Raw genomic sequence first — 22,295 nt, forward strand, 5'->3', positions numbered from 1 at the left:
CGCCCCGGCCTCGCCCCCCGAGCCTGAACACGCTCCGTGACCGCGCGCCGAGCGGGCCCCGGCGTATGCCCCCGCCCTCGCCCCGCACGATCCGGACCTGCTGCGCGGCGACTCCCGCCGCCTCCGGAGCGCCCCGCCGCAGGCAGTCCCGCCGTCCGCGCGGGCAACTGCTGCCACCCGCGCAGGATTTTGACATCGTTCCGCTCGGAACAGGCGGCTTCTGAATAGCGTTGAGTGGGTATCCAGACCGCGTGAGGGAGAGCGCAGGGTGACCGACGACACACCTTGACAGTCTTTGTGATCTAGGGGTTTCAATCGACACCCACCCAGGTAGGGTCTGGAAGCGTCCAGCTCCCCTTGGAGGAGGTGAGGACCGTGGCAGCCCACGACGACGACATGAACCGCGGCATCCGCCCGGGACGCGGGTCCGACGACCCGGCCGGGCAGATTGCCTACCTTGAGCAGGAGATCGCCGTCCTGCGACGCAAGCTCGCCGACTCTCCGCGACACACGAGGATTCTCGAAGAGCGGATCGTCGAGCTGCAGACAAACCTGGCCGGCGTGTCCGCCCAGAACGAGCGACTCGCCAACACCCTCCGTGAGGCCCGCGACCAGATCGTGGCCCTCAAGGAGGAGGTCGACCGGCTCGCCCAGCCGCCGGCCGGCTTCGGTGTCTTCCTACAGGCCAACGAGGACGGCACCGCAGACATCTTCACCGGGGGCCGCAAGCTCCGGGTGAACGTCAGCCCCAGCGTCGAACTCGACGCCATGCGGCGCGGCCAGGAAGTCATGCTCAACGAAGCGCTCAACGTGGTCGAGGCCATGGCGTACGAGCGCGTCGGGGACATCGTCACCCTCAAGGAGATCCTTGAGGACGGCGAGCGCGCCCTGGTCACCGGCCACACCGACGAGGAGCGGGTGGTACGGCTCGCCGAACCCCTGCTGGACGTCACCATCCGCCCCGGCGACGCCCTGCTCCTCGAACCCCGCTCCGGGTACGTCTACGAGGTCGTGCCCAAGAGCGAGGTCGAGGAACTCGTCCTGGAAGAGGTCCCCGACATCGGCTACGAGGCCATCGGCGGCCTCGGCAACCAGATCGAGGCCATCCGCGACGCGGTCGAGCTGCCGTATCTCTACCCCGACCTGTTCCGGGAGCACGAGCTGCGTCCCCCGAAGGGAGTCCTGCTCTACGGGCCTCCCGGATGCGGCAAGACGCTCATCGCCAAGGCCGTCGCCAACTCGCTGGCCAAGAAGGTCGCCGAGGTCACCGGCCAGGCCGCCGGCAAGAGCTTCTTCCTGAACATCAAGGGCCCCGAGCTGCTCAACAAGTACGTGGGCGAGACCGAGCGGCAGATCCGCCTGGTCTTCCAGCGGGCCCGGGAGAAGGCCAGCGAGGGCACCCCCGTCATCGTCTTCTTCGACGAGATGGAGTCCCTCTTCCGCACCCGCGGCTCCGGCGTCAGCTCCGACGTCGAGAACACCATCGTCCCCCAGCTCCTCGCCGAGATCGACGGCGTCGAGGGCCTCCAGAACGTGGTCGTGATCGGTGCCTCCAACCGGGAGGACATGATCGACCCGGCCATCCTGCGCCCCGGCCGCCTCGATGTGAAGATCAAGATCGAGCGGCCGGACGCCGAGGCGGCCAAGGACATCTTCGGCAAGTACCTCACGGAACGCCTCCCGCTGCACGGCGACGACCTCGCCGAGCACAGCGGCTCCAAGAGCAGCACGGTCGACAGCATGATCCAGACGGCCGTGGAACACATGTACGCGGAAACCGAGGAGAACCGCTTCCTGGAAGTCACCTACGCCAATGGCGACAAGGAAGTCCTCTACTTCAAGGACTTCAATTCCGGCGCCATGATCGAGAACATCGTGGGCCGCGCCAAGAAAATGGCGATCAAGGACTTCCTGGAGCACAACCAGAAGGGTCTGCGGGTCTCCCATCTCCTCCAGGCATGCGTGGACGAGTTCAAGGAGAACGAGGACCTCCCCAACACCACCAACCCGGACGACTGGGCCCGCATCTCCGGAAAGAAGGGCGAGCGGATCGTCTACATCCGCACCCTGATCACCGGAAAGCAGGGCGCCGACACCGGCCGCTCCATCGACACGGTGGCGAACACCGGACAGTACCTGTAAAAGGCAGGGCGGCTGCGGGTCCCCTCACCGGGTACCCGCAGCCGTCTGTTTTTCGGGCCACGGTTGGAGCAGGCAATGCAGGCAATGACGCAAATGATCTCCCCACCAGTGCAAAGCCGTTCTAGGCTCTTCCATACCGCCGGGTCGCGCAGTGCGGGGACGGGCACCGCACAGGCACCGGAGCACCAGCGGTACTTGAGCGGCCCCCACGACCGAGGGTGCCGCCGGGCAAGGAGGGCCGCATGACCGTACGGCGAGTAATGGGCATCGAGACGGAGTACGGGATCTCCGTCCCCGGCCACCCCAATGCCAATGCCATGCTCACCTCGTCCCAGATCGTGAACGCCTACGCAGCGGCGATGCACCGGGCCCGCCGGGCCCGCTGGGACTTCGAGGAGGAGAATCCGCTGCGCGACGCCCGCGGCTTCGACCTCGCCCGGGAGTCCGCCGACGCCAGCCAGCTCACCGACGAGGACATCGGCCTCGCCAATGTCATCCTCACCAATGGAGCCCGCCTCTACGTCGACCACGCCCACCCCGAGTACAGCGCCCCCGAGGTCACCAATCCCCGTGACGCGGTCCTGTGGGACAAGGCGGGCGAGCGCATCATGGCCGAGGCCGCCGAGCGCGCCGCCCAGCTCCCCGGCGCCCAGCCCATCCACCTCTACAAGAACAACACCGACAACAAGGGCGCCTCCTACGGCACGCACGAGAACTATCTGATGAAGCGGGAGACCCCCTTCTCGGACATCGTGCGCCACCTCACGCCCTTCTTCGTCTCCCGCCAGGTCTTCACCGGCGCGGGCCGCGTCGGCATCGGCCAGGACGGGCACGACCACGGCTTCCAGCTCAGCCAGCGGGCCGACTACTTCGAGGTCGAGGTCGGTCTGGAGACCACCCTCAAGCGGCCCATCATCAACACCCGCGACGAGCCCCACGCCGACGCCGAGAAATACCGCCGCCTGCATGTGATCATCGGCGACGCGAACCTCTCCGAGATCTCCACCTATCTCAAGCTGGGCACCACCGCGCTGGTCCTGTCCATGATCGAGGACGGCTTCATCGCCGTGGACCTCGCGGTCGACCAGCCCGTGCGCACGCTCCACCAGGTCTCCCACGACCCCACCCTCAAGCGCCTGGTCACCCTCCGCAGCGGGCGCACCCTGACGGCCGTACAGCTTCAGATGGAGTACTACGAGCTGGCCCGGAAGTATGTCGAGGAGCGGTACGGGGCGGACGCCGACGACCAGACCAAGGACGTCCTCACCCGCTGGGAGGACACCCTCAACCGTCTGGAGCACGACCCCATGAGCCTCTCCGGCGAGCTGGACTGGGTCGCCAAGCGGGAACTCATGGAGGGCTACCGGCGCCGCGACGGCCTCGACTGGGACGCCGCCCGCCTGCATCTGGTCGACCTCCAGTACGCCGACGTGCGCCCCGAGAAGGGCCTCTACAACCGTCTGGTGGCCCGGGGGCGGATCAAGCGGCTGCTGGACGAGCCCGAGGTCGAGCGGGCCAAGAGCAAGCCCCCCGAGGACACCCGCGCCTACTTCCGCGGACGCTGCCTGGAGCAGTACGCCGACGACGTGGCCGCCGCCTCCTGGGACTCCGTGATCTTCGATCTGCCGGGCCGGGACTCCCTCCAGCGGGTCCCAACCCTCGAACCGCTTCGCGGAACGCGTAATCACGTCAAGGAGCTGCTCGACCGCTGCCGGACCGCGGAAGACCTGGTCAGAGTGCTTTCCGGCGGCTGAGGCAGCCCCCTGGCGGGCTGAGCCGGCCGGGCGCGCCGGGTGGAAATCCCCGCGCCCGGGAATCATCGAGGTGGTCCCCGTACGTTGGAACAACTGCGGGGCCGTTGTCAGACCCGGCGAGTAGGGTCTGATCATGACCGATCGGCAGCAATGCCGAACATGTCGGGCGAACCGAGCGGGGTGAGGGTGATGGCTACCAAGGACACCGGCGGCGGACAGCAGAAGGCGACACGCTCCACGGAGGAGGTCGACGAGCAGGCAGCGGACACACAGGCTGCCGAGGACCTCAAGGAGCGCCAGGAGAAGCTGAGCGACGATGTGGACTCCGTCCTCGACGAGATCGACGATGTCTTGGAGGAGAACGCAGAGGACTTCGTCCGCTCATTCGTGCAGAAGGGCGGGCAGTAAGGGCTTCTCGCCTTCGATTCGAAGGTCTCGGGGGAGTGGTGATGTGATCGAGGGCCTCAGCGACCAAGGGCTGCCCGCGGCGCGCGGATCAGGTGCCGTGGGCAGCCCCGTCCGCTCCGGGCGCGGTGCCCCGGGCGCTCCCCGGGATCCGCGCGAAGGCCCCCCGCCGTTCATGTGGATCACCGCCACAAGACGGGTAGGGTCCGTGGCGTACTGTGCTTCAACTGCAATTCGGCCATCGGCAAGTTGGGAGACGATCCCGACGCGGTCCGTCGGGCTGCCGCCTATCTGGAAGGAACCCCGTGGAAGCCAACACTCGTAGCACCGGGCGTCTACCTGCTGCCTTCCTGACACCCGGGTCGTCCTCCTTCGTGGACTTCCTGTCGGACCATCAGCCCGAGATGCTGCCCGGCGGGCGCGCGCTGCCCCCCGTCCAGGGCGCCATCGAGGCACCGCACGGCACCACCATCGTGGCCGTCACCTTCCCCGGCGGAGTCGTCCTGGCCGGCGACCGGCGGGCCACGATGGGGAATGTGATCGCCCAGCGGGACATCGAGAAGGTCTTCCCGGCCGACGAGTACTCGGCGGTCGGCATCGCCGGCACGGCGGGTCTGGCCGTGGAGATGGTCAAGCTCTTCCAGTTGGAGCTGGAGCACTTCGAGAAGGTCGAGGGCGCCCAGCTCTCCCTGGAGGGCAAGGCCAACCGGCTGTCCACGATGATCCGCTCCAACCTCGGCATGGCCATGCAGGGCCTGGCCGTGGTCCCCCTGTTCGCCGGGTTCGACGTGGACCGGGGCAAGGGCCGGATCTTCTCCTACGACGTCACCGGCGGCCGTTCCGAGGAGCAGGGCTACGCGTCCACCGGCTCCGGTTCGATCTTCGCGCGGGGCGCGATGAAGAAGCTGTTCCGCGACGACCTCACCGAGGAGCAGGCCACCACCCTGGTGGTCCAGGCCCTCTACGACGCGGCCGACGACGACTCGGCGACCGGTGGTCCCGATGTCGCCCGCCGGATCTACCCGATCGTCACGGTGATCACCGACGACGGTTTCCGCCGGCTGACCGAGGACGAGTCCGCGGTGATCGCACGGTCGGTGCTGGAGCGCCGTCTGGAGCAGCCCGACGGCCCGCGGGCCGCGCTGCTCTAGCGGCCCCGCCCCTTGTGTCCAGGTGATCGAGTGACTTCCACAGAAAGGGACGGATAACCGGTGTCGACGCCGTTCTATGTCTCACCCCAGCAGGCCATGGCCGACCGGGCGGAGTACGCCCGCAAGGGCATCGCCCGGGGCCGCAGCCTGGTGGTGCTCCAGTACGCCGACGGCATCGTCTTCGTCGGCGAGAACCCGTCCCGCGCGCTGCACAAGTTCAGCGAGATCTACGACCGGATCGGCTTCGCCGCGGCCGGCAAGTACAACGAGTACGAGAACCTCCGGATCGGCGGTGTGCGCTACGCCGATCTGCGGGGCTACACCTACGACCGGGACGATGTCACGGCCCGCGGCCTGGCCAACGTCTATGCCCAGACGCTGGGCACGATCTTCTCCAGCACGGCGGAGAAGCCCTACGAGGTCGAGCTGGTGGTCGCCGAGGTCGGGGAGACGCCCGACGGCGACCAGATCTACCGGCTGCCGCACGACGGGTCGATCGTCGACGAGCACGGCTCGGTGGCGGTCGGCGGCAACGCCGAGCTGATCAGCACCTATCTCGATCAGCGGCACGAGGACGGGATGTCCCTGTCCGAGGCGCTGAAGCTGGCCGTCCAGGCCCTGTCCCGGGAGTCGAACGGCACCCAGCGCGAGATCCCGGCGGAGCGCCTGGAGGTCGCGGTGCTGGACCGGACGCGTCCGCAGCAGCGCAAGTTCAAGCGGATCACCGGCGGCCAGCTCGCCCGGCTCCTGGCGAACGGCGCGGCGGCGGAGAGCGCGGCCACCGCCGACGACGAGCCGTCGTCCGGCCCGGACGAGACCGGCGAGACCGGAGAGGCCCGGGAGGCCGGGTCCGGCGACGAGTGACACCCCGCTCCACCCCTTTCCCGTGCCCCGGTCCACCGCGACCGGGGCACAGGTGTTTTCGCGGCGGGGGGCCTCAGGCGTCCCGCGGCGGTGCCGTGGAGGCCCGGACCACCAACTCGACGGGGATGTCCCCGCCGTCCGGCTCGCGGCCGTCCAGGACCGCCAGCAGGGCGCGCATCCCGTGTTCGCCGAAGAGTTCGGCGTCCAGGCGGACGGTGGTGAGTTCCGGGTCCAGGGCGGTGGCGAGGGCGAGATCGTCCAGGCCCGTGACGGAGAGGTCGTCGGGGATGGCCAGGCCCAGGCGGCGGGCGGCCTTGTAGACCCCGGCCGCGAGCTTGTCGTCGTCGCAGACCACCGCGGTGGGGCGGGGGCCCGGCGCGGTGATGGCGGCGAGGGTGGCGTCCCGGGCGGCGTCGATGTCGATCGGGGCGCGGGCGGTGCGGACGGTCGCGCCGGGGACACCGGCCAGTCGGGCGGCGAGTTCGCGGGCGCGCACGTCGAAGGTCCAGGAGGGGATGTCGGCGGCCAGATGCAGGACGCGGCGGTGGCCGAGGCCGGTGAGGTGGTCGCTGAGCCGGCGGACGCCGTCGGCGATGTCGAGGTTGACGGTGGCGGCGCCGAGGCTGCCGTCGGGGTCGCTGTCGAGCATCACCAGGGGGAGCTGGTCGCCCCGGATGGCGCTGAGGGCGTCGGCGGCCATGGAGGAGGCGAGGACGCCGTCCAGGGCGGCCTGCGCGGACGCGAAGGGGTCGCGGGCCGGGCCGATGCCCTCGGGGGAGGGGTAGAGGACCACCCCGAAGCCGTGGCGGGCGGCGACCCGGGCGGCCCCGGTGTAGACCCCGGCGAAGAACTCGGTGGTGAGCGCCGGGACGACCAGCAGGACCGTGCGGGTGCGGCCGAGGCGGAGATTGCGGGCGGCGAGATTGGGCCGGTAGCCCAGCTCGCGGGCGGCCTCTCGGACCCGCCGGGCGGTGGGCTCGGAGACCCGGCCGCGCCACTTGTCGCCGAGGACCAGGGAGACGGCGGCCTGGGAGACCCCGGCGGCCTGGGCGACGTCCCGGCTGGTGGGGCGGGTACCGCCGGGTGTGCTGCCGTGTGCCACCGTGCGCCAGCTCCTTCCCCGGGACGACGTCCTGTGGACGTCCGGACAGCGCACATGGTACGTATGACGGCGGACGTTATACGTAACACTTGAGCCGGAAGGCGGACACGATGGCCACGGGGTACCTGGAGATCCTCCGGACGAGACACGCCGCCCGGCTGCTCGCCGGGACGCTGGTGGGGCGGCTCCCGAACGCCACCGCGGCCATCGCGATCGTGCTGTTCGTCCGCGCCGAGGGCGGCTCCTACAGCCTGGCGGGCGGTCTGGCGGCGGCCTACGGCGTGTCGAACGCGGTCGGGCAGCCGCTGCTGGGCCGGCTGGTGGATCTGTACGGGCAGCCCCGGGTGCAGTTGCCCGCCGCGCTAGCCTCGGCGCTCGCCATGGCGGTGTTCGCCTTCACCGGGATCGGCCCGCTGGCGGTGGCGTACGCGGCGGTGGCCGCGGCCGGGCTCCTCACCCCGCCCCTGGAGGGCGGTCTGCGGGCCCTGTGGCCCTCCGTGCTGCGCAAGGAGGGGCAGCTCCACACCGCGTACGCCATGGACGCGGTGGCGCAGGAGGTCATGTTCACCGTCGGGCCGCTGCTGGTGACGCTCTGCGTGTCGCTGTGGTCGGCGCAGGCCGCGCTGCTGGTGCTGAACGCGGTCGGGGTGCTGGGCGCGCTCTCGGTGGTCGTGTCGCGCCCCTCGCGCGCGTGGCGGTCGGCCCCGAGGGAGGCGCACTGGCTGGGCGCCCTGCGCTCGCGCGGACTGCTCGCCCTGCTGGCGGCGTTCCTCTTCGTCGGGATCGCCCTCGGGTCCATCACGGTCGCGGCGGTCTCCTACGCGGACGACCACGGCGGCGACGCGGTGTACGGGTGGCTGATGGCGGGGCTGGGCCTGGGCGCGCTGATCGGCGGCGCGGTCTACGGGGCGCGGCACTGGACCGGGGCGCCGGAGCGGCGGCTGCGGGTGCTGGTGGCGCTGCTGGCGATCTGCTACCTGCCGCTGCTCCTGGTCCCGGGGCCGGTGGGCATGACGGTGCTCACCGGGGTGGCGGGGGTGTTCCTGGCGCCGGCCATCGCCTGCGCGTTCCTGATCGTCGACCGGCACGCCCCGGCCGGGACGGTCACCGAGGCGTTCTCCTGGTTCGTGACGACGTTCACCGTGGGCGCCTCGGTCGGGACCGGCCTCGCCGGGCCGGTCGTGGAGGCGGGCGGGGCGGTGTGGGGGTTCGCGGTGGCGCCGGTGGCGGGGGCGGTGTCGGTGCTGGTCCTGCTGGCCACCGGACGGGTCCTCGCCGCTCCCGTGCGCCGGGCCGTGATCGCCGCCGCATCCGAAAATGATCAGAACCGGACCGTCGAACCCCGTTTCAGTTCCGGTGAACGGGCGTAATGTTCAGTCATGGACCGCCGCATTTTCGGGCTGGAGAACGAGTACGGCGTCACGTGCACGTTCAGGGGACAGCGGCGCCTGTCTCCTGACGAGGTGGCGCGGTACCTCTTCCGCCGTGTCGTGTCATGGGGCCGTAGCAGCAATGTCTTTCTGCGCAACGGCGCCCGGCTCTATCTGGACGTCGGATCACATCCGGAATACGCGACACCCGAATGTGACAACGTGACCGAACTGGTGACCCACGACAAGGCCGGCGAGCGCATTCTCGAAGGTCTGCTGGTGGACGCGGAACGACGCCTGCACGAGGAAGGAATCGCGGGCGACGTCTACCTCTTCAAGAACAACACCGACTCCGCCGGAAACTCCTACGGCTGCCACGAGAACTATCTGGTGGCCCGGCACGGGGAGTTCTCGCGCCTCGCCGACATTCTCATTCCGTTCCTGGTGACCAGGCAGTTGCTGTGCGGTGCGGGCAAGGTGCTCCAGACCCCGCGCGGCGCCGTGTACTGCGTCAGCCAGCGTGCCGAGCACATCTGGGAGGGCGTCTCCTCCGCGACGACCCGCTCCCGCCCCATCATCAACACCCGCGACGAACCGCACGCGGACGCCGAGCGCTACCGGCGGCTGCATGTGATCGTCGGCGACTCCAACATGTCCGAGACGACGATGCTGCTGAAGGTCGGCGCCACCGATCTGGTGCTGCGCATGATCGAGGCGGGCACGGTGATGCGGGACCTCACCCTGGAGAACCCGATCCGGGCGATCCGCGAGGTGAGCCACGACATCACCGGCCGCCGCAAGGTCCGCCTCGCCAGCGGCCGGGAGGCGTCCGCGCTGGAGGTGCAGCGCGAGTACTACGAGAAGGCCGTCGACTTCGTCGAGCGCCGCGGCATCCGCACCGGCACCGTCGAGCAGGTGCTGGAGCTGTGGGGCCGCACCCTGGACGCGATCGAGGCCGAGGACCTGGACCGGATCGGCACCGAGATCGACTGGGTGATGAAGTACAAGCTCATCGAGCGGTACCGGGCCAAGAACAACATGACGATGTCGCATCCGCGTGTCGCGCAGATAGACCTCGCCTACCACGACATCCACCGCCGCCGGGGCCTGTACTACCTGCTGGAGCGCAAGGGCCAGGCCGCGCGGATCTGCAACGACCTGAAGATCTTCGAGGGCAAGTCGGTGCCGCCCCAGACCACCCGCGCCCGGCTGCGCGGCGACTTCATCCGGCGGGCGCAGGAGCAGCGCCGGGACTTCACCGTCGACTGGGTGCACCTCAAGCTCAACGACCAGGCACAGCGCACCGTGTTGTGCAAGGACCCGTTCCGCTCGGTGGACGACCGGGTGGAGAAACTCATCGCCGGAATGTGAGCCGACCGTTCCGGAGGAGCGCCGGAACGCCACACGGGCGCCGTACGTTGTCTCGTACGGCGCCCTTCTCACGCCGTAGAGTTGCGCGCGCCCACCTACAAGATCGATCGAATTCCGAGGCCCCCACCGTGCGCCGACGCTCCGTTCTCATCGCCGTACCCGCCGGCCTGGCCACCCTCGCCGCCTGCGGGGACGAAGGGTCCGACTCCGGCACCGCCAGCTCCTCGGCGTCCCCGTCCGCGTCGGACACCTCGGCCGCGCCGCCCCCGAAGATCGTGGACGGCCCGCTCCCGGCCATCACGGCGGGCACGAAGTTCGACGAGAAGCCGACGGTCGCCAAGGGCAGCGGGGAGCCGTCGGACCAGCTCGCGGTGAAGACGGTCATCGCCGGCGGCGGCACCACGGTCGCGGAGAACGACTACATCCAGGCGAACTACCTGGGCCAGGTCTGGGCCACCGCCAAGGTCTTCGACAACTCCTACGACCGGGGCACCCCGCTGCTGATCCAGCTCGCCGCGGGCTCCATCATCGACGGCTGGCGCTACGCCCTGGCGGGCAAGAAGGCCGGCAGCCGCATCGAGATGGCGGTCCCGCCGACCTGGGGCTACGGCACGCAGGGCAATGAGCAGGCCGGTATCAAGGGCACCGACACCCTGGTCTTCGTGGTGGACATCCAGGCCGCGTTCAACTCCAAGGCCTCCGCCAAGGGCACCGACGTCGCCCAGGACAACGTGGACCTGCCCAAGGTCGGTACCAACACCGACGGCAAGGCCCCGGCGATCACCGTCCCCAAGACGGACCCGCCCAAGGACCTCGTCGCGAACTACGTCATCGAGGGCGACGGCCCCGAGGTGGCCGCCGAGAGCACGGTCCTGGTGCAGTACCAGGGGGTGCTGTGGGACACCGGCAAGGAGTTCGACTCCAGCTACAGCCGGGACGCCCTCACCTCCTTCTCGCTCCAGCAGGTCGTCCCCGGCTGGGCGCAGGGCCTGACCGGCAAGAAGGTCGGCAGCCGCGTCCTGATCGTCATCCCGCCCGCGCTGGGCTACGGGGACCAGCCGCCGGAGGGCAGCGGCATCGCCAAGGACTCGACCCTGGTGTTCTCGGTCGACATCCTCGCGAAGATGTGAGCGACCTCCCGGTTCCCGTTCCCCCCTGCCCCCGCGCCCCGGCCGCGCCGGGGTGAAACACTGGACCCGTTGCACTATCCGCAGAACACGCAGGAGCGAGACGTGAGCATCGACAAGCCCGAGATCGACTTCCCGGGCGGCGAGCCCCCGAAGGACCTTGAGATCAAGGACATCTGGGAGGGCGACGGCCCGGAGGCGAAGGCGGGCGACACCGTCGCCGTGCACTACGTGGGTGTGGCCTTCTCCAGCGGCGAGGAGTTCGACGCCTCCTGGAACCGCGGCACGCCGCTGCGCTTCCAGCTCGGTGTCGGCCAGGTCATCTCCGGCTGGGACCAGGGCGTGCAGGGCATGAAGGTCGGCGGTCGCCGCCAGCTCGTCATCCCGCCCCACCTGGCGTACGGCGACCGCGGCGCCGGCGGCCGGATCGGACCGGGCGAGACCCTGATCTTCGTCTGCGACCTCGTCGCGGTCTGACCCCTCCCGGACGGACCCGTTCGGACGGACCCGTCCGCGCGCGGAGACGGGACACCGACCGGACCTGGAGCCCGATCCGGAGCCGGAACGGTTCCGGACCCGGAGCCTGAATCGTTCCGGACCCGGACCCGGAGCCTGAATGGTTCCGGAGTGTGCCCGGGTCCGACCGGGGAGCGATCGACCGGGGCCCATGCCCGACCGGGCATGGGCCCTCGGCTTTTGTGACCGCACCGGGGACCGGTACGGTCATCGGTCTAAGCACCATACGGAAGGCGAAGGGCGTCGATGGCCATTGCCAAGGCCGAGCGGTTGATGAACCTCGCGCTGTGTCTGCTCGGGACCCGGCGCCCGCTCAGCAAGCGCGAGCTGCGGGAGTCCATCGAGGCCTATCTCGAAGCGGGCAGCGACGACTCCTTCAACCGTATGTTCGAGCGCGACAAGGACGATCTGCGCGAACTCGGTCTGGTCATCGAGACCGTCGAGAACCTGGACGCCGAGGTCGGCTATCTCGCCCGCCGCGACAGCAACCGGCTCCCGCCCATCACCCTCGACGCCGAGGAGGCCGCCGCCCTCGGCCTCGCCGCCAAGGTCTGGCAGCAGGCCCGCCTCGCGGGTGCCGCCAGCGGCGCCCTCCAGAAACTGCGCGCCGCGGGCCTGCCCGAGGATGTCGACCCCTACGAGGCCCATGGCGCCCTCGAACCCCGGATCCCGGTGCACGAGGCCGCGTTCGAGCCGCTGATGCTGGCCTGCCGCGACCGCCGCCCGGTCGCCTTCGAGTACCGCAAGGCCACCGCCGCCCACCCCGAGACCCGGACCGTCGAACCCTGGGCCCTGGAGTGCTGGCGCGGCCACTGGTATCTGGCGGGCTTCGACCGGGACCGGTCCGCCGAGCGGGTCTTCCGGCTGTCGCGGATCACCGGGAAGGTCCGCTCGCGCGCCGGGCGGTTCACCGCGCCGGTCCCCGATGTGGTCACCGTGCGCGAGACGGTCGCCGGGTGGGCCGGGGAGAGCGCCGACCGCAGCGCCCGGATCCGGCTGCGCACCGGCTCCGGGTACCCCTTGCGGGCGAAGGCCACCGCCGTCCGGGAACTCGGTGGCGGCTGGGACGAGTTGGAGATTCCGTACGGGCACGGTCTGGACGCCTGGCTGGTGGAGTTCGGACCGGACGTGGTGGTGCTGGAACCGGCGGAGCTGCGGGCCGACGTGGTCGACCGGCTGCGTGCCGTGGCCAAGGGCTGAGGGGGAGCGGACGAGGAAGTGGGGACAGTGGCCGGAAAACCGATCAGGCCCGTGAACGCCATCGACCAGACACGGCGGATGCTCTCCCTGGTGACTTATCTGAGGGAGCGGCCCGGCGCGCGCATCGAGGACGTGGCGCGCGCCTTCGGCATCACCGAGGACGAGCTGGTCTCCGACCTCGATGTGCTCCCCATGTGCGGGACCAGCTTCCGCGGCGGCGACCTCCTCGACATCGACACCGACGGCGAGCGCATCTGGTGGCACAACCCGGACGACGTGGCCGAGCCGCTGCGGCTGGCCGCCGACGAGGCGACGGCGCTGCTGGTCGCCGCCCGCGCGGTGGCCACCCTGCCCGGACTGCGCGAGGGCGACCGTCAGGCGCTGCTGCGGGCCACCGCCAAGGTGGAGGCGGCGGCCGGGGAGACCGCCGGGGCCAGCTCCCGGCTGTCGGTGACGTTCGAGTCCGAGGGCGGGGTCTTCGCCGATGTGGACCGGGCGATCTCCGAGCGGCGCCGCCTGTGGATCCGCTACTACTCACCGGCCCGCGACGAGCTGACCGAGCGCGAGATCGACCCGATCCGCCTGGTCAGCGTCGGGCACACCTATGTCGAGGCGTGGTGCCGCCGCTCCGAGGCCCGGCGCACCTTCCGGCTCGACCGGGTCGCCGAGATCCGGGTCCTGGACGAGCCGTCCGCGCCGCCCGAGGTCGAGCTGCGGGACCTGTCCGAGGGGTTGGTCCAGCCCGCCGCCGAGGACCCGGAGGTGGTGGTGGAGGTCGGCCCCGGCGGGCGCTGGGTCGCCGAGTACTACCCCCACGACAGCGCCGACGAGCTGCCGGACGGCGGTCTGCGGATCACCCTGCGCACCCCCGACCCGGCCTCCCTCAGACGGCTGGCGCTGCGGCTGGGCGCCGACGGCCGGATCGTGGCCCCCGGCGAGCTGGCCGCCAGCGCCCGCCGGGCCGCCCGCCGGGCCCTGGAGGCGTACGACGACATCGAGGCACCGGCACCGGTGCCCGGCACCCCCGCCGGGCGGGACTGAGCCCCGCCCGGCACCGGGAGGCCCGCCGCCGGGCAGGGTGTACGGGGCCGCTCCCGTACCCGCGCTGCGCGCCGGGGCACGCGCGGGCGGACGGACGAGTGGCGGACCCCGGCAGCCGCCGGGACCCCGGCCGGGACGCCCGGCGGGCGGGACGCACGACGCAGGGACACCCAAGGAAGAGGAGCAGGCGCTGTGAGCGAGTCGGTACCGTCCGGTGCGGTGGGCATGACGGTCGCCGCCGCGTTCGCCGGAATGCGGAACGCGGTCCCCGTGGTGTTCCGGGCGGGCTGCCCGGACTGCCGGGGCAGCTTCGAGCTGACCGCGAACGCGCTCAGACTGGCGATAGGCGGCACCAGCCGCACCACGTTCTACTCCTTCACCTGCCCGGACTGCGGCACCCTGGTCCGCAAACCGGCCGGAGAGCGGATTGTGGAACTCCTCGTCGGGGGCGGTGTGCGCACACTCAGACTCCAGGCGATGGGCTGACGGACCAGAGCCCGCGACCCGCCTGGAGGATCCGAACGACAGGCCCTAGGCTCGGGCCATGTTCTGGCCGATGTTCGCGGTAGTGGTGGGTTTTGTGGGGATCGCGGTGCTCGGGGTGCTCGCCGTGCGGGTGTTCCTCGCGGCACAGGGCCTCGGCCGGCAGGTCACGGAGTCGGCGGCGCGGATCAGCCGGGCCGCCGAGGAACTGGAGCGGGCCTCGGTGAGCGCCGCGGGCACGGCGGGCACCGCGCGATCTGTCGATTCCCTGTGAATCCGGCGCCGGGTGCCGGGCCCTCCGGGCCGGGAATCCCGGGTGCGCGCGGGCCGCACCGCCCGTGATGTGCGCGGCTTCGCCCTGTCACCAGGCCGTACCCGGCAGGTACGCTGCTGATCGCGGCCCGCAGACGAGGCACGGACCGCGGACCGGGAGTAAGGAGTACGCACAGGGATTGCTTCGCGTTCACCCCTGAGCGTTACGATCGCTGACGTACGGCTGATCGGACGGACGTCCGACCGGCTGGTCAGCACCCACCCAGCCGCCTCGGTGAGAAGGTAAAGACTTATGTTCGGAAGGCTCGGAGCCCCCGAGATCATTCTCATCCTCGTCGTCATCATCCTGCTCTTCGGCGCGAAGAAGCTTCCGGACATGGCCCGTTCGCTCGGCAAGTCCGCCCGCATCCTCAAGAGCGAGGCCAAGGCGATGAAGGACGACGGCACCAAGACCGCCGCCCCCGCCGACCCGCCGAACACGGACGAGCAGGCCCCGGCCCAGCGCATCATCCAGGCGTCGCCCGGCGATGTGACCAGTTCCCGCCCGGTCACCGAGCCGACCGACTCCACCAAGCGCTGACCGAGGGCCGGTGACCTCCGGCCCGCCGCACGAGATGGGAACGTGGGTTGCTGAAGTCTGCCCGCAAGACGGAGAAGGATCCCGAGGGGCGGATGCCCCTCGCGGAACATCTTCGCGAGCTACGCAACCGGCTCGCGAAGGCGCTGCTGGGCATCGTCGCCGTCACCGTGGTTGCCGCGTTCTTCTACTACGACATCATCAACATCATCACCCGGCCGATCCTGGACTCGGTGGGGTGCGAGCAGTCCTTCGAGGAACTGTCCCGGTCGACGGAGGACCCCTGCGCGCAGATCACCGTCAGTGGTCTGCTGATGCCGTTCACGCTGGCGCTGAAGGTGTCGCTGACCGCCGGTATCGTCCTGGCCTCCCCGGTCTGGCTCTACCAGTTGTGGGCGTTCGTCGCACCCGGTCTGCACCGGCATGAGAAGAAGTACGCCTACTGGTTCGTCGGTATGGGAGCCCCGCTGTTCCTCGGCGGCGCGTACTTCGCCTACCAGGTGCTTCCGACGACCGCCGAGGTCCTGATCGGGTTCACCCCCGACGGCACGCTCAACCTGCTCCCGCTGGACGATCTGCTGGACATCGTGGTCCGGATGGTCGTGGTCTTCGGAGTCGCCTTCGAGCTTCCGCTCCTGCTGATCATGCTCAACCTCACCGGGGTGCTGACCGGTCGGCGGATGCTCGGCTGGTGGCGGGCCATGATCATGGGCATCACGCTGTTCGCGGCCCTGGCGACGCCGAGCACGGACCCGCTGACGATGATCATGCTGGCCGGGCCGATCTGGGTGCTGTACTTCGCGGCGGTGGCCTTCTCCCTGGTGAACGACAGGCGCCGGCGCCGCCGGGAGGCCAGGGGCCCGGCCGACGACGAGGCGTCCGACCTGGACCTCACCCCGGAGCACATCGACGACGTCGAGACGGTCTCGGCGAGCCGCGCCCTCCCCGAGCAGGCCGGCCGGGACCGGGTCAACGGTTATGACGACGTGACCTGAGGATCGCCCCGGTCCTCGTAGGGTCGGCAGGATGACCAGCGAGATCACCCTCTTCGTCAACCCCACCGCGGGTCGCGGCCGGGGCGCCCGAGCGGCGCAGCCGGCCGCTTCCGCGTTGCGGGACGCCGGATTCTCGGTGCGTACGGTGCTCGGCACGGACCCCGCCGACGCGCTCGCCCGCGCCCGTGCGGCCGTCGCGGGCGGCACCGGCGCCCTGGTCGCGGTCGGCGGGGACGGGATGGCGCACCTCGCCCTCCAGGCCGTGGCGGGCACCCGCACCCCGCTCGCCCTGGTCGCCGTCGGCACCGGCAACGACCTTGCCCGGACCCTCGGTCTGCCGGTGCGCGACCCGGCCGCCGCCGGGCGGCTGATCGCCCGGAGCCTCAAGGCCGGGCGGGTACGGGACCTCGACCTGGGGCGGGTGGGGGAGCGCTGGTTCGGCACCGTCCTCGCCACCGGATTCGACTCCCGGGTCAACGACCGCGGCAACCGGATGCGCTGGCCCGCCGGGCGTCTCAAGTACGACCTGGCGATGATCGCCGAACTCGCCGCGTTCCGCCCGCTGCCGTACCGGATCACCCTCGACGGCGGGGCCGTGCGCGAGATCGAGGCCACGCTCGTCGCGGTCGGCAACGGGTCCTCCTACGGCGGCGGGATGCGGATCTGCCCCGGCGCGGACCCGGCCGACGGGCTGTTCGACATCACCGTCGTCGGCGATTGCAGCCGCGCCACCCTGGTCCGGGTGTTCCCTCGGGTCTACCGGGGCACCCATGTCGACCATCCCAAGGTCGGTGTGATGCGGGCCGCGACGGTCGAGATCGCCTCCGACGGGCTCACCGGCTACGCCGACGGGGAGCCGCTCGGGCCGCTGCCGCTGAGCGCGCGCTGTGTGCCGGGGGCGGTCCGGGTCGTCGGGCCCTGAGCCCGGCTGGGCCGAGTCCGGTGGGGCCGAGTCCGGTGGGGCCGAGTCCGGCTGGGCTGTATCCGACGCTGCTGCATCCGGCGGGGCTGTATCCGGCTGGGGCGGGCCGGGAGGCGCTGAGCCCGGAGGTGCTGGACCCGGTGGGGCCGAGCCGGGCGGTGCTGGACCCGGTGGGGCCGAGCCGGGCGGTGGCGGACCCGGTGGGGCCGTCATCTGCCTGGTCAACGGCCCGATCGGGATAATGATCGTCCTGTTGTCAGTGCGGCCCGGTACGCTCGAAAGCACGATGACAGAGGACCTCTCACCTGCCGAGCGCTATGCGGCGGCCCGCAGGCGCGCTGTCGAGCAGGGCACCGCGCTCGCGTCCTTCCGCGAGATGTACGACTTCGGGCTCGACCCCTTCCAGATCGAAGCCTGTGAGGCGCTGGAGTCCGGAAAGGGCGTGCTCGTCGCCGCCCCCACCGGCTCCGGGAAGACGATCGTGGGCGAGTTCGCCGTCCACCTCGCCCTCACCCAGGGCCGCAAGTGCTTCTACACGACGCCGATCAAGGCGCTCTCCAACCAGAAGTACAACGACCTGTGCCGCCGCTACGGCAGCGAGCAGGTCGGTCTGCTCACCGGCGACAACAGCGTCAACTCCGACGCCCCGGTGGTCGTGATGACCACCGAGGTGCTGCGGAACATGCTGTACGCGGGCTCGCAGACGCTCCTGGGCCTCGGCCATGTGGTCATGGACGAGGTGCACTACCTCTCCGACCGCTTCCGGGGCGCGGTCTGGGAAGAGGTGATCATCCATCTCCCCGAGTCCGTGACGCTGGTGTCCCTCTCGGCGACGGTCTCCAACGCCGAGGAGTTCGGCGACTGGCTGGACACCGTCCGCGGGGACACCGAGGTGATCGTCTCCGAGCACCGGCCGGTGCCGCTGTTCCAGCATGTGCTGGCCGGGCGGCGGATGTACGACCTCTTCGAGGAGGGGGAGGGGCAGCGGAAGGCCGTCAATCCGGATCTGACGCGGATGGCGCGCATGGAGGCCAGCCGCCCCAGCTACCAGGACCGCCGACGCGGACGCGCCATGCGCGAGGCCGACCGCGAGCGCGAGCGCCGCCAGCGCTCCCGGATCTGGACGCCGGGCCGCCCCGAGGTCATCGAGCGGCTCGACGCCGAGGGCCTGCTGCCCGCCATCACCTTCATCTTCAGCCGCGCCGCCTGCGAGGCCGCCGTCCAGCAGTGCCTGCACGCCGGGCTCCGGCTCAACGACGACGAGGCCCGCGCCGAGGTCCGCGCCCTGGTCGAGGAGCGCACGGCCGCCATCCCCACCGAGGACCTCCACGTCCTCGGCTACTACGAGTGGCTGGAGGGTCTGGAGCGCGGCATCGCCGCCCACCACGCGGGCATGCTGCCCACCTTCAAGGAGGTCGTGGAGGAGCTGTTCGTCCGGGGGCTGGTCAAGGCCGTCTTCGCCACCGAGACCCTCGCCCTGGGCATCAACATGCCCGCCCGCTCCGTCGTCCTGGAGAAACTCGTCAAGTGGAACGGCGAGCAGCACGCCGACATCACCCCCGGCGAGTACACCCAGCTCACCGGACGCGCCGGGCGCCGGGGCATCGACGTCGAGGGCCATGCCGTGGTGCTCTGGCAGCGCGGGATGAACCCCGACCACCTCGCCGGACTCGCCGGGACCCGCACCTATCCGCTGCGCTCCAGCTTCAAGCCGTCGTACAACATGGCGGTCAATCTGGTCGAGCAGTTCGGGCGGCACCGGTCGCGGGAGCTGCTGGAGACCTCGTTCGCGCAGTTCCAGGCCGACCGGTCGGTGGTCGGGATCTCCCGGCAGGTGCAGCGCAACGAGGAAGGGCTCGACGGCTACAAGGAGTCCATGACCTGCCACCTCGGCGACTTCGAGGAGTACGCCCGGCTGCGCCGGGAGCTGAAGGACCGCGAGACCGAGCTGGCCCGCCAGGGCGTCGCCCAGCGCCGCGCCGAGGCCGCCGTCGCCCTGGAGCGGCTCAAGCCCGGCGATGTCATCCACGTCCCGACCGGGAAGTACGCGGGCCTCGCCCTGGTGCTGGACCCGGGGCTGCCCGCGGGCCGTTCCAACGGACACCGCGGCTTCGAGGCGCACGACGGGCCCCGCCCCCTGGTGCTCACCGTCGAACGGCAGGTCAAGCGGCTCGCGTCGATCGACTTCCCGGTGCCGGTCCAGGCGCTGGAGCGGATGCGTATCCCCAAGTCCTTCAACCCGCGCTCCCCGCAGTCCCGCCGCGATCTCGCCTCCGCGCTGCGCACCAAGGCCGGGCACATCCCCGCCGAGCGGCACCGCAAGCAGCGGTCCCAGGCCGCCGACGACCGGGAGATCGCCCGGCTGCGCGCCGCCCTGCGCGCCCACCCCTGCCACGGGTGCAGCGACCGGGAGGACCACGCCCGCTGGGCCGAGCGCTACCACCGGCTGCTGCGGGACACCTCGCAGTTGGAGCGGCGGATCGAGGGCCGCACCAACACCATCGCCCGTACCTTCGACCGGATCGTGGCCCTTCTCACCGAGCTGGACTACCTCCGTGGGGACGAGGTCACCGAGCACGGCAAGCGCCTCGCCCGGCTCTACGGCGAGCTGGATCTGCTGGCCAGCGAATGCCTGCGGGCCGGGGTCTGGGAAGGGCTGGCGCCCGCCGAACTGGCGGCGTGCGTATCGGCGCTGGTGTACGAGGCGCGGGTCGCCGACGATGCCATGGCGCCGAAGGTGCCGTCCGGGAAGGCGAAGGCCGCGCTGGGGGAGATGGTGCGGATCTGGGGGCGGCTGGACGCGCTGGAGGAGGATTTCCGGATCAACCAGACCGAGGGGGTCGGGCAGCGTGAGCCGGACCTCGGGTTCGCGTGGGCGGTGTATGAGTGGGCCTCGGGGAAGGGGCTCGACGAGGTGCTGCGCGAGGCGGACATGCCGGCGGGGGACTTTGTGCGGTGGTGCAAGCAGGTAATCGATGTGCTGGGGCAGGTGGGGGCGGCTGCGCCGAGCGGGTCGAGTGTGGGGAAGGCTGCGCGTAAGGCGGTTGATGGGGTTTTGCGGGGGGTTGTGGCTTATTCGTCTGTGGGGTGAGGGGTTGGGTGGGGCGCGGGTTTTGCGGAGTTCCCCGCGCCCCTGTGGGGGGCCTTCGGGTGGTGGGTCTGTGCGGGTGCGTCGTGGGTTTTCGCGCAGTTCCCCGCGCCCCTGGGGAGGGGGGTGGGTGCGGTTGTTGAGTGGGTGCGGGTGGGTTGTGGCTGGTTGCGCAGTTCCTCCCCCAGAGGGGGGTACCCCCAGCGCCCCTAAAAGCCTTCTCTCCCAGCCTGGTTTAGGTAGGGGCGCCAGCCGCCGTGTTTGGTGATGTCTTCTGTGTGGGGCAGGGCTGAGGGTTCGCAGAGGAAGCCGGGGGCGGTCGTGCCGTCCGCGAGGTCCACCCTGCCCAGGGTCATGGGGTGCGGGAGGGTGGTCAGGAGGTGGCCCAGGGATGCTGCGGGGAGGTGCCAGATCTCTGTTTCGATGGCGGCGCCGGTCTCCTCGCCGACGTGGACCAGGCCCGGTTTCGGCGGGGTGGTGCGCAGGGCGTGGAGGCGGTAGACGGGGGCCGTGGTCGTGGTGTGGGAGAGGCGGGCGCCCAGGGCCAGGAGCTGGGGGTTGAGGGGCTGGCCCGTCAGATGGGCGCCGACGACCGCGAGCCGGGTGCGGGGTTCCAGCAGGCGGGCCACGGCGGCCAGGCGGTCGTCGGTGAAGGCGGGGCCGATCAGCATCACGCCGAACGGCAGACCGTTCACCTCGGCCGCGGGGACCGCGACCGCGGCCAGGTCGAAGAGATTGGTGGAGTTGGTGAACCGGCCCAGGCGGGCGTTGGCGCCGAGGGGGTCCGCGGCCACCTCGGCGAGGGTGGGGTGACCGGGGGTCGTGGGCAGCAGCAGGGCGTCCGCGTCGGCGAGTTCGGTGAGGGCGCGGGAGCGCAGCGTCTCCAGGCGGGCCCGGTCGGTGAAGAGGCGGTGGGCCGGGATGTCCCGGGCGCCGGTGATGATGGTGGTGACGGTGGGGTCGAGGTCGGTGGCCCCGGCCGACAGGGCGGTGTCGACGAAGGCGCCCACCGCCGCGTAGCGCTCGGCGACGAAGGCGCCCTCGTAGAGCATCGCCGCGGCTTCGGTGAAGGGGGAGAGGTCGATGGTGCGGAGTTCGGCGCCCGCCTCCGCCATCCGTTCCACCACCGTCTCGTACGCCTGTGCCCAGCCCTCGTCCAGGGTGCCGAGCTGTTCGGGCGGGGGGACCGCGATCCGCCAGGGGCCCGGCGGGCGGACGGGGAGGGTGGGGAGGGGCCGGGCGGGCGGGGCGGTGAGATGGGAGAGCGCTGCCTCCGCCTCCGGCAGGGTGCGGGCGAAGACCGTGACGCAGTCGAGCGTGGCGCAGGCCGGGACCACGCCGTCCGCCGGGACCAGGCCCCGGGTCGGCTTGAGGCCGACGATGCCGTTGAAGGCGGCCGGGACCCGGCCCGAGCCCGCCGTGTCCGTACCGAGGGCGAGATCGGCGATGCCGAGGGCCACCGCCACCGCGGAACCGGAGCTGGAGCCCCCGGAGACCCGCGCCGGGTCGACGGCGCCGCGGACCGGGCCGTACGGCGAGCGCGTCCCCACCAGGCCCGTCGCGAACTGGTCCAGATTGGTGGTGCCGAGGACCAGCGCCCCGGCCGCCCGCAGCCGGGCCACCGCCGGGGCGTCCGCGTCCGGCCGGTAGGCGTACGAGGGGCAGCCGGCCGTCGTCGGCAGGCCCGCCACGTCGATGTTGCCCTTGACGGCGAGCAGATGCCCGGCGAGCGGGAGGCGGTCACCGGCGGCGACCCGGGCGTCCAGGGCGCGGGCCTCCGCCTCCAGTTCGGCGCGCGGGCGCAGGTCGATCCAGATCTCCGGGCGGTCGACGGCCGCGATCCGGTCGTAGGCGGCACGGACACGGTCCAGGGCCGTGGACGGAGGTGTCATGGGCGTTTCCCTCATGAGTGCG

General features: G+C 71.1%; 19 protein-coding genes and 1 pseudogene. 18 read left to right on the top strand and 2 right to left on the bottom strand.

Going from position 1 to position 22,295, the window contains the following annotated elements:
- Nucleotides 1-375 precede the first annotated feature (375 nt).
- The 6 genes and pseudogenes from arc to prcA all read left to right on the top strand — a co-directional run bounded on the left by arc (nucleotide 376) and on the right by prcA (nucleotide 6,316).
- Nucleotides 376-2,142: a proteasome ATPase gene (arc, locus tag AB0O01_RS18345; RefSeq protein ID WP_355745631.1), complete on the top strand. Its 1,767-nt coding sequence runs from the start codon at nucleotides 376-378 to the stop codon at nucleotides 2,140-2,142.
- A 242-nt stretch (nucleotides 2,143-2,384) separates the two neighbouring features.
- A complete protein-coding gene (gene dop / locus AB0O01_RS18350; protein WP_365314576.1) occupies nucleotides 2,385-3,896 on the top strand; it encodes a depupylase/deamidase Dop in 1,512 nt (503 codons plus the stop codon).
- Between the two features lie 189 nt (nucleotides 3,897-4,085).
- Nucleotides 4,086-4,304: a ubiquitin-like protein Pup gene (locus AB0O01_RS18355; protein ID WP_355745625.1), complete on the top strand. Its 219-nt coding sequence runs from the start codon at nucleotides 4,086-4,088 to the stop codon at nucleotides 4,302-4,304.
- 162 nt (nucleotides 4,305-4,466) lie between these two features.
- Nucleotides 4,467-4,655 (top strand): annotated as a pseudogene (locus AB0O01_RS18360) (endonuclease VII domain-containing protein); the annotation flags it as partial.
- Nucleotides 4,607-5,452 carry a proteasome subunit beta gene (prcB, locus tag AB0O01_RS18365; RefSeq protein WP_365314578.1) on the top strand — a complete coding sequence of 282 codons (846 nt, stop codon included), beginning with the start codon at nucleotides 4,607-4,609 and terminating at the stop codon, nucleotides 5,450-5,452. The pseudogene AB0O01_RS18360 and the gene prcB, both read left to right, overlap by 49 nt.
- 60 nt (nucleotides 5,453-5,512) lie before the next feature.
- Nucleotides 5,513-6,316, top strand: a complete 804-nt coding sequence (prcA, locus tag AB0O01_RS18370; protein ID WP_365314579.1) for a proteasome subunit alpha — start codon at nucleotides 5,513-5,515, stop codon at nucleotides 6,314-6,316.
- Nucleotides 6,317-6,389: 73 nt separating this feature from the next.
- On the opposite strand, the gene AB0O01_RS18375 is transcribed toward prcA, so the two are convergent.
- Nucleotides 6,390-7,418 (bottom strand): LacI family DNA-binding transcriptional regulator, encoded by a 1,029-nt coding sequence (locus tag AB0O01_RS18375; protein ID WP_365314581.1) that lies wholly within the window; start codon nucleotides 7,416-7,418, stop codon nucleotides 6,390-6,392.
- Nucleotides 7,419-7,528: 110 nt separating this feature from the next.
- Here AB0O01_RS18375 and AB0O01_RS18380 point away from each other — a divergent pair, with 110 nt between their 5' ends.
- The 12 genes from AB0O01_RS18380 (at nucleotide 7,529) to AB0O01_RS18435 (ending at nucleotide 20,384) form a co-directional block, all read left to right on the top strand.
- Nucleotides 7,529-8,788: an MFS transporter gene (locus tag AB0O01_RS18380; protein WP_365314582.1), complete on the top strand. Its 1,260-nt coding sequence runs from the start codon at nucleotides 7,529-7,531 to the stop codon at nucleotides 8,786-8,788.
- 9 nt (nucleotides 8,789-8,797) lie between these two features.
- Nucleotides 8,798-10,159, top strand: a complete 1,362-nt coding sequence (pafA, locus tag AB0O01_RS18385) for a Pup--protein ligase (protein ID WP_135334215.1) — start codon at nucleotides 8,798-8,800, stop codon at nucleotides 10,157-10,159.
- Nucleotides 10,160-10,287: 128 nt separating this feature from the next.
- Nucleotides 10,288-11,289 carry an FKBP-type peptidyl-prolyl cis-trans isomerase gene (locus AB0O01_RS18390; protein ID WP_365314584.1) on the top strand — a complete coding sequence of 334 codons (1,002 nt, stop codon included), beginning with the start codon at nucleotides 10,288-10,290 and terminating at the stop codon, nucleotides 11,287-11,289.
- 102 nt (nucleotides 11,290-11,391) lie between these two features.
- Nucleotides 11,392-11,763 (top strand): FKBP-type peptidyl-prolyl cis-trans isomerase, encoded by a 372-nt coding sequence (locus AB0O01_RS18395; RefSeq protein WP_365314585.1) that lies wholly within the window; start codon nucleotides 11,392-11,394, stop codon nucleotides 11,761-11,763.
- Nucleotides 11,764-12,048: 285 nt separating this feature from the next.
- Nucleotides 12,049-13,002 carry a WYL domain-containing protein gene (locus AB0O01_RS18400; RefSeq protein WP_365314587.1) on the top strand — a complete coding sequence of 318 codons (954 nt, stop codon included), beginning with the start codon at nucleotides 12,049-12,051 and terminating at the stop codon, nucleotides 13,000-13,002.
- 27 nt (nucleotides 13,003-13,029) lie between these two features.
- On the top strand, nucleotides 13,030-14,043 hold the full coding sequence (locus tag AB0O01_RS18405; protein ID WP_365314589.1) for a WYL domain-containing protein: 1,014 nt from the start codon (nucleotides 13,030-13,032) through the stop codon (nucleotides 14,041-14,043).
- A 192-nt stretch (nucleotides 14,044-14,235) separates the two neighbouring features.
- Nucleotides 14,236-14,529: a hypothetical protein gene (locus tag AB0O01_RS18410; protein WP_365314591.1), complete on the top strand. Its 294-nt coding sequence runs from the start codon at nucleotides 14,236-14,238 to the stop codon at nucleotides 14,527-14,529.
- Nucleotides 14,530-14,587: 58 nt separating this feature from the next.
- Nucleotides 14,588-14,800 (top strand): hypothetical protein, encoded by a 213-nt coding sequence (locus AB0O01_RS18415; RefSeq protein ID WP_365314592.1) that lies wholly within the window; start codon nucleotides 14,588-14,590, stop codon nucleotides 14,798-14,800.
- Nucleotides 14,801-15,091: 291 nt separating this feature from the next.
- Nucleotides 15,092-15,379 carry a Sec-independent protein translocase subunit TatA gene (gene tatA / locus AB0O01_RS18420; RefSeq protein WP_365314593.1) on the top strand — a complete coding sequence of 96 codons (288 nt, stop codon included), beginning with the start codon at nucleotides 15,092-15,094 and terminating at the stop codon, nucleotides 15,377-15,379.
- Between the two features lie 47 nt (nucleotides 15,380-15,426).
- The gene (tatC, locus tag AB0O01_RS18425) at nucleotides 15,427-16,371 is read left to right on the top strand and encodes a twin-arginine translocase subunit TatC (RefSeq protein ID WP_365314595.1); all 945 of its coding nucleotides are present in this window, start codon (nucleotides 15,427-15,429) and stop codon (nucleotides 16,369-16,371) included.
- Nucleotides 16,372-16,402: 31 nt separating this feature from the next.
- Nucleotides 16,403-17,293: a diacylglycerol kinase gene (locus AB0O01_RS18430; protein WP_365314596.1), complete on the top strand. Its 891-nt coding sequence runs from the start codon at nucleotides 16,403-16,405 to the stop codon at nucleotides 17,291-17,293.
- 241 nt (nucleotides 17,294-17,534) lie between these two features.
- Nucleotides 17,535-20,384: a DEAD/DEAH box helicase gene (locus tag AB0O01_RS18435; RefSeq protein WP_365314598.1), complete on the top strand. Its 2,850-nt coding sequence runs from the start codon at nucleotides 17,535-17,537 to the stop codon at nucleotides 20,382-20,384.
- Between the two features lie 206 nt (nucleotides 20,385-20,590).
- Here the strand turns inward: AB0O01_RS18435 and atzF are convergent, their stop codons facing one another.
- Nucleotides 20,591-22,273 (bottom strand): allophanate hydrolase, encoded by a 1,683-nt coding sequence (atzF, locus tag AB0O01_RS18440; protein ID WP_365314600.1) that lies wholly within the window; start codon nucleotides 22,271-22,273, stop codon nucleotides 20,591-20,593.
- Nucleotides 22,274-22,295: the final 22 nt, after the last annotated feature.

Source organism: Streptomyces sp. NPDC093252 (genome assembly GCF_040683675.1).
In the GTDB taxonomy this organism is placed as follows: Bacteria; Actinomycetota; Actinomycetes; order Streptomycetales; family Streptomycetaceae; genus Streptomyces.

What these genes read in the sequence shown, in the direction of transcription:
- dop (WP_365314576.1), top strand. Translation starts at nt 2,385, where the DNA reads ATGACCGTACGGCGAGTAATGGGCATCGAGACGGAGTACGGGATCTCC.
- AB0O01_RS18355 (WP_355745625.1), top strand. Translation starts at nt 4,086, where the DNA reads ATGGCTACCAAGGACACCGGCGGCGGACAGCAGAAGGCGACACGCTCC.
- AB0O01_RS18380 (WP_365314582.1), top strand. Translation starts at nt 7,529, where the DNA reads ATGGCCACGGGGTACCTGGAGATCCTCCGGACGAGACACGCCGCCCGG.
- pafA (WP_135334215.1), top strand. Translation starts at nt 8,798, where the DNA reads ATGGACCGCCGCATTTTCGGGCTGGAGAACGAGTACGGCGTCACGTGC.
- AB0O01_RS18400 (WP_365314587.1), top strand. Translation starts at nt 12,049, where the DNA reads ATGGCCATTGCCAAGGCCGAGCGGTTGATGAACCTCGCGCTGTGTCTG.
- AB0O01_RS18415 (WP_365314592.1), top strand. Translation starts at nt 14,588, where the DNA reads ATGTTCTGGCCGATGTTCGCGGTAGTGGTGGGTTTTGTGGGGATCGCG.
- tatA (WP_365314593.1), top strand. Translation starts at nt 15,092, where the DNA reads ATGTTCGGAAGGCTCGGAGCCCCCGAGATCATTCTCATCCTCGTCGTC.
- AB0O01_RS18430 (WP_365314596.1), top strand. Translation starts at nt 16,403, where the DNA reads ATGACCAGCGAGATCACCCTCTTCGTCAACCCCACCGCGGGTCGCGGC.
- AB0O01_RS18435 (WP_365314598.1), top strand. Translation starts at nt 17,535, where the DNA reads ATGATCGTCCTGTTGTCAGTGCGGCCCGGTACGCTCGAAAGCACGATG.
- atzF (WP_365314600.1), bottom strand. Translation starts at nt 22,273, where the DNA reads ATGACACCTCCGTCCACGGCCCTGGACCGTGTCCGTGCCGCCTACGAC.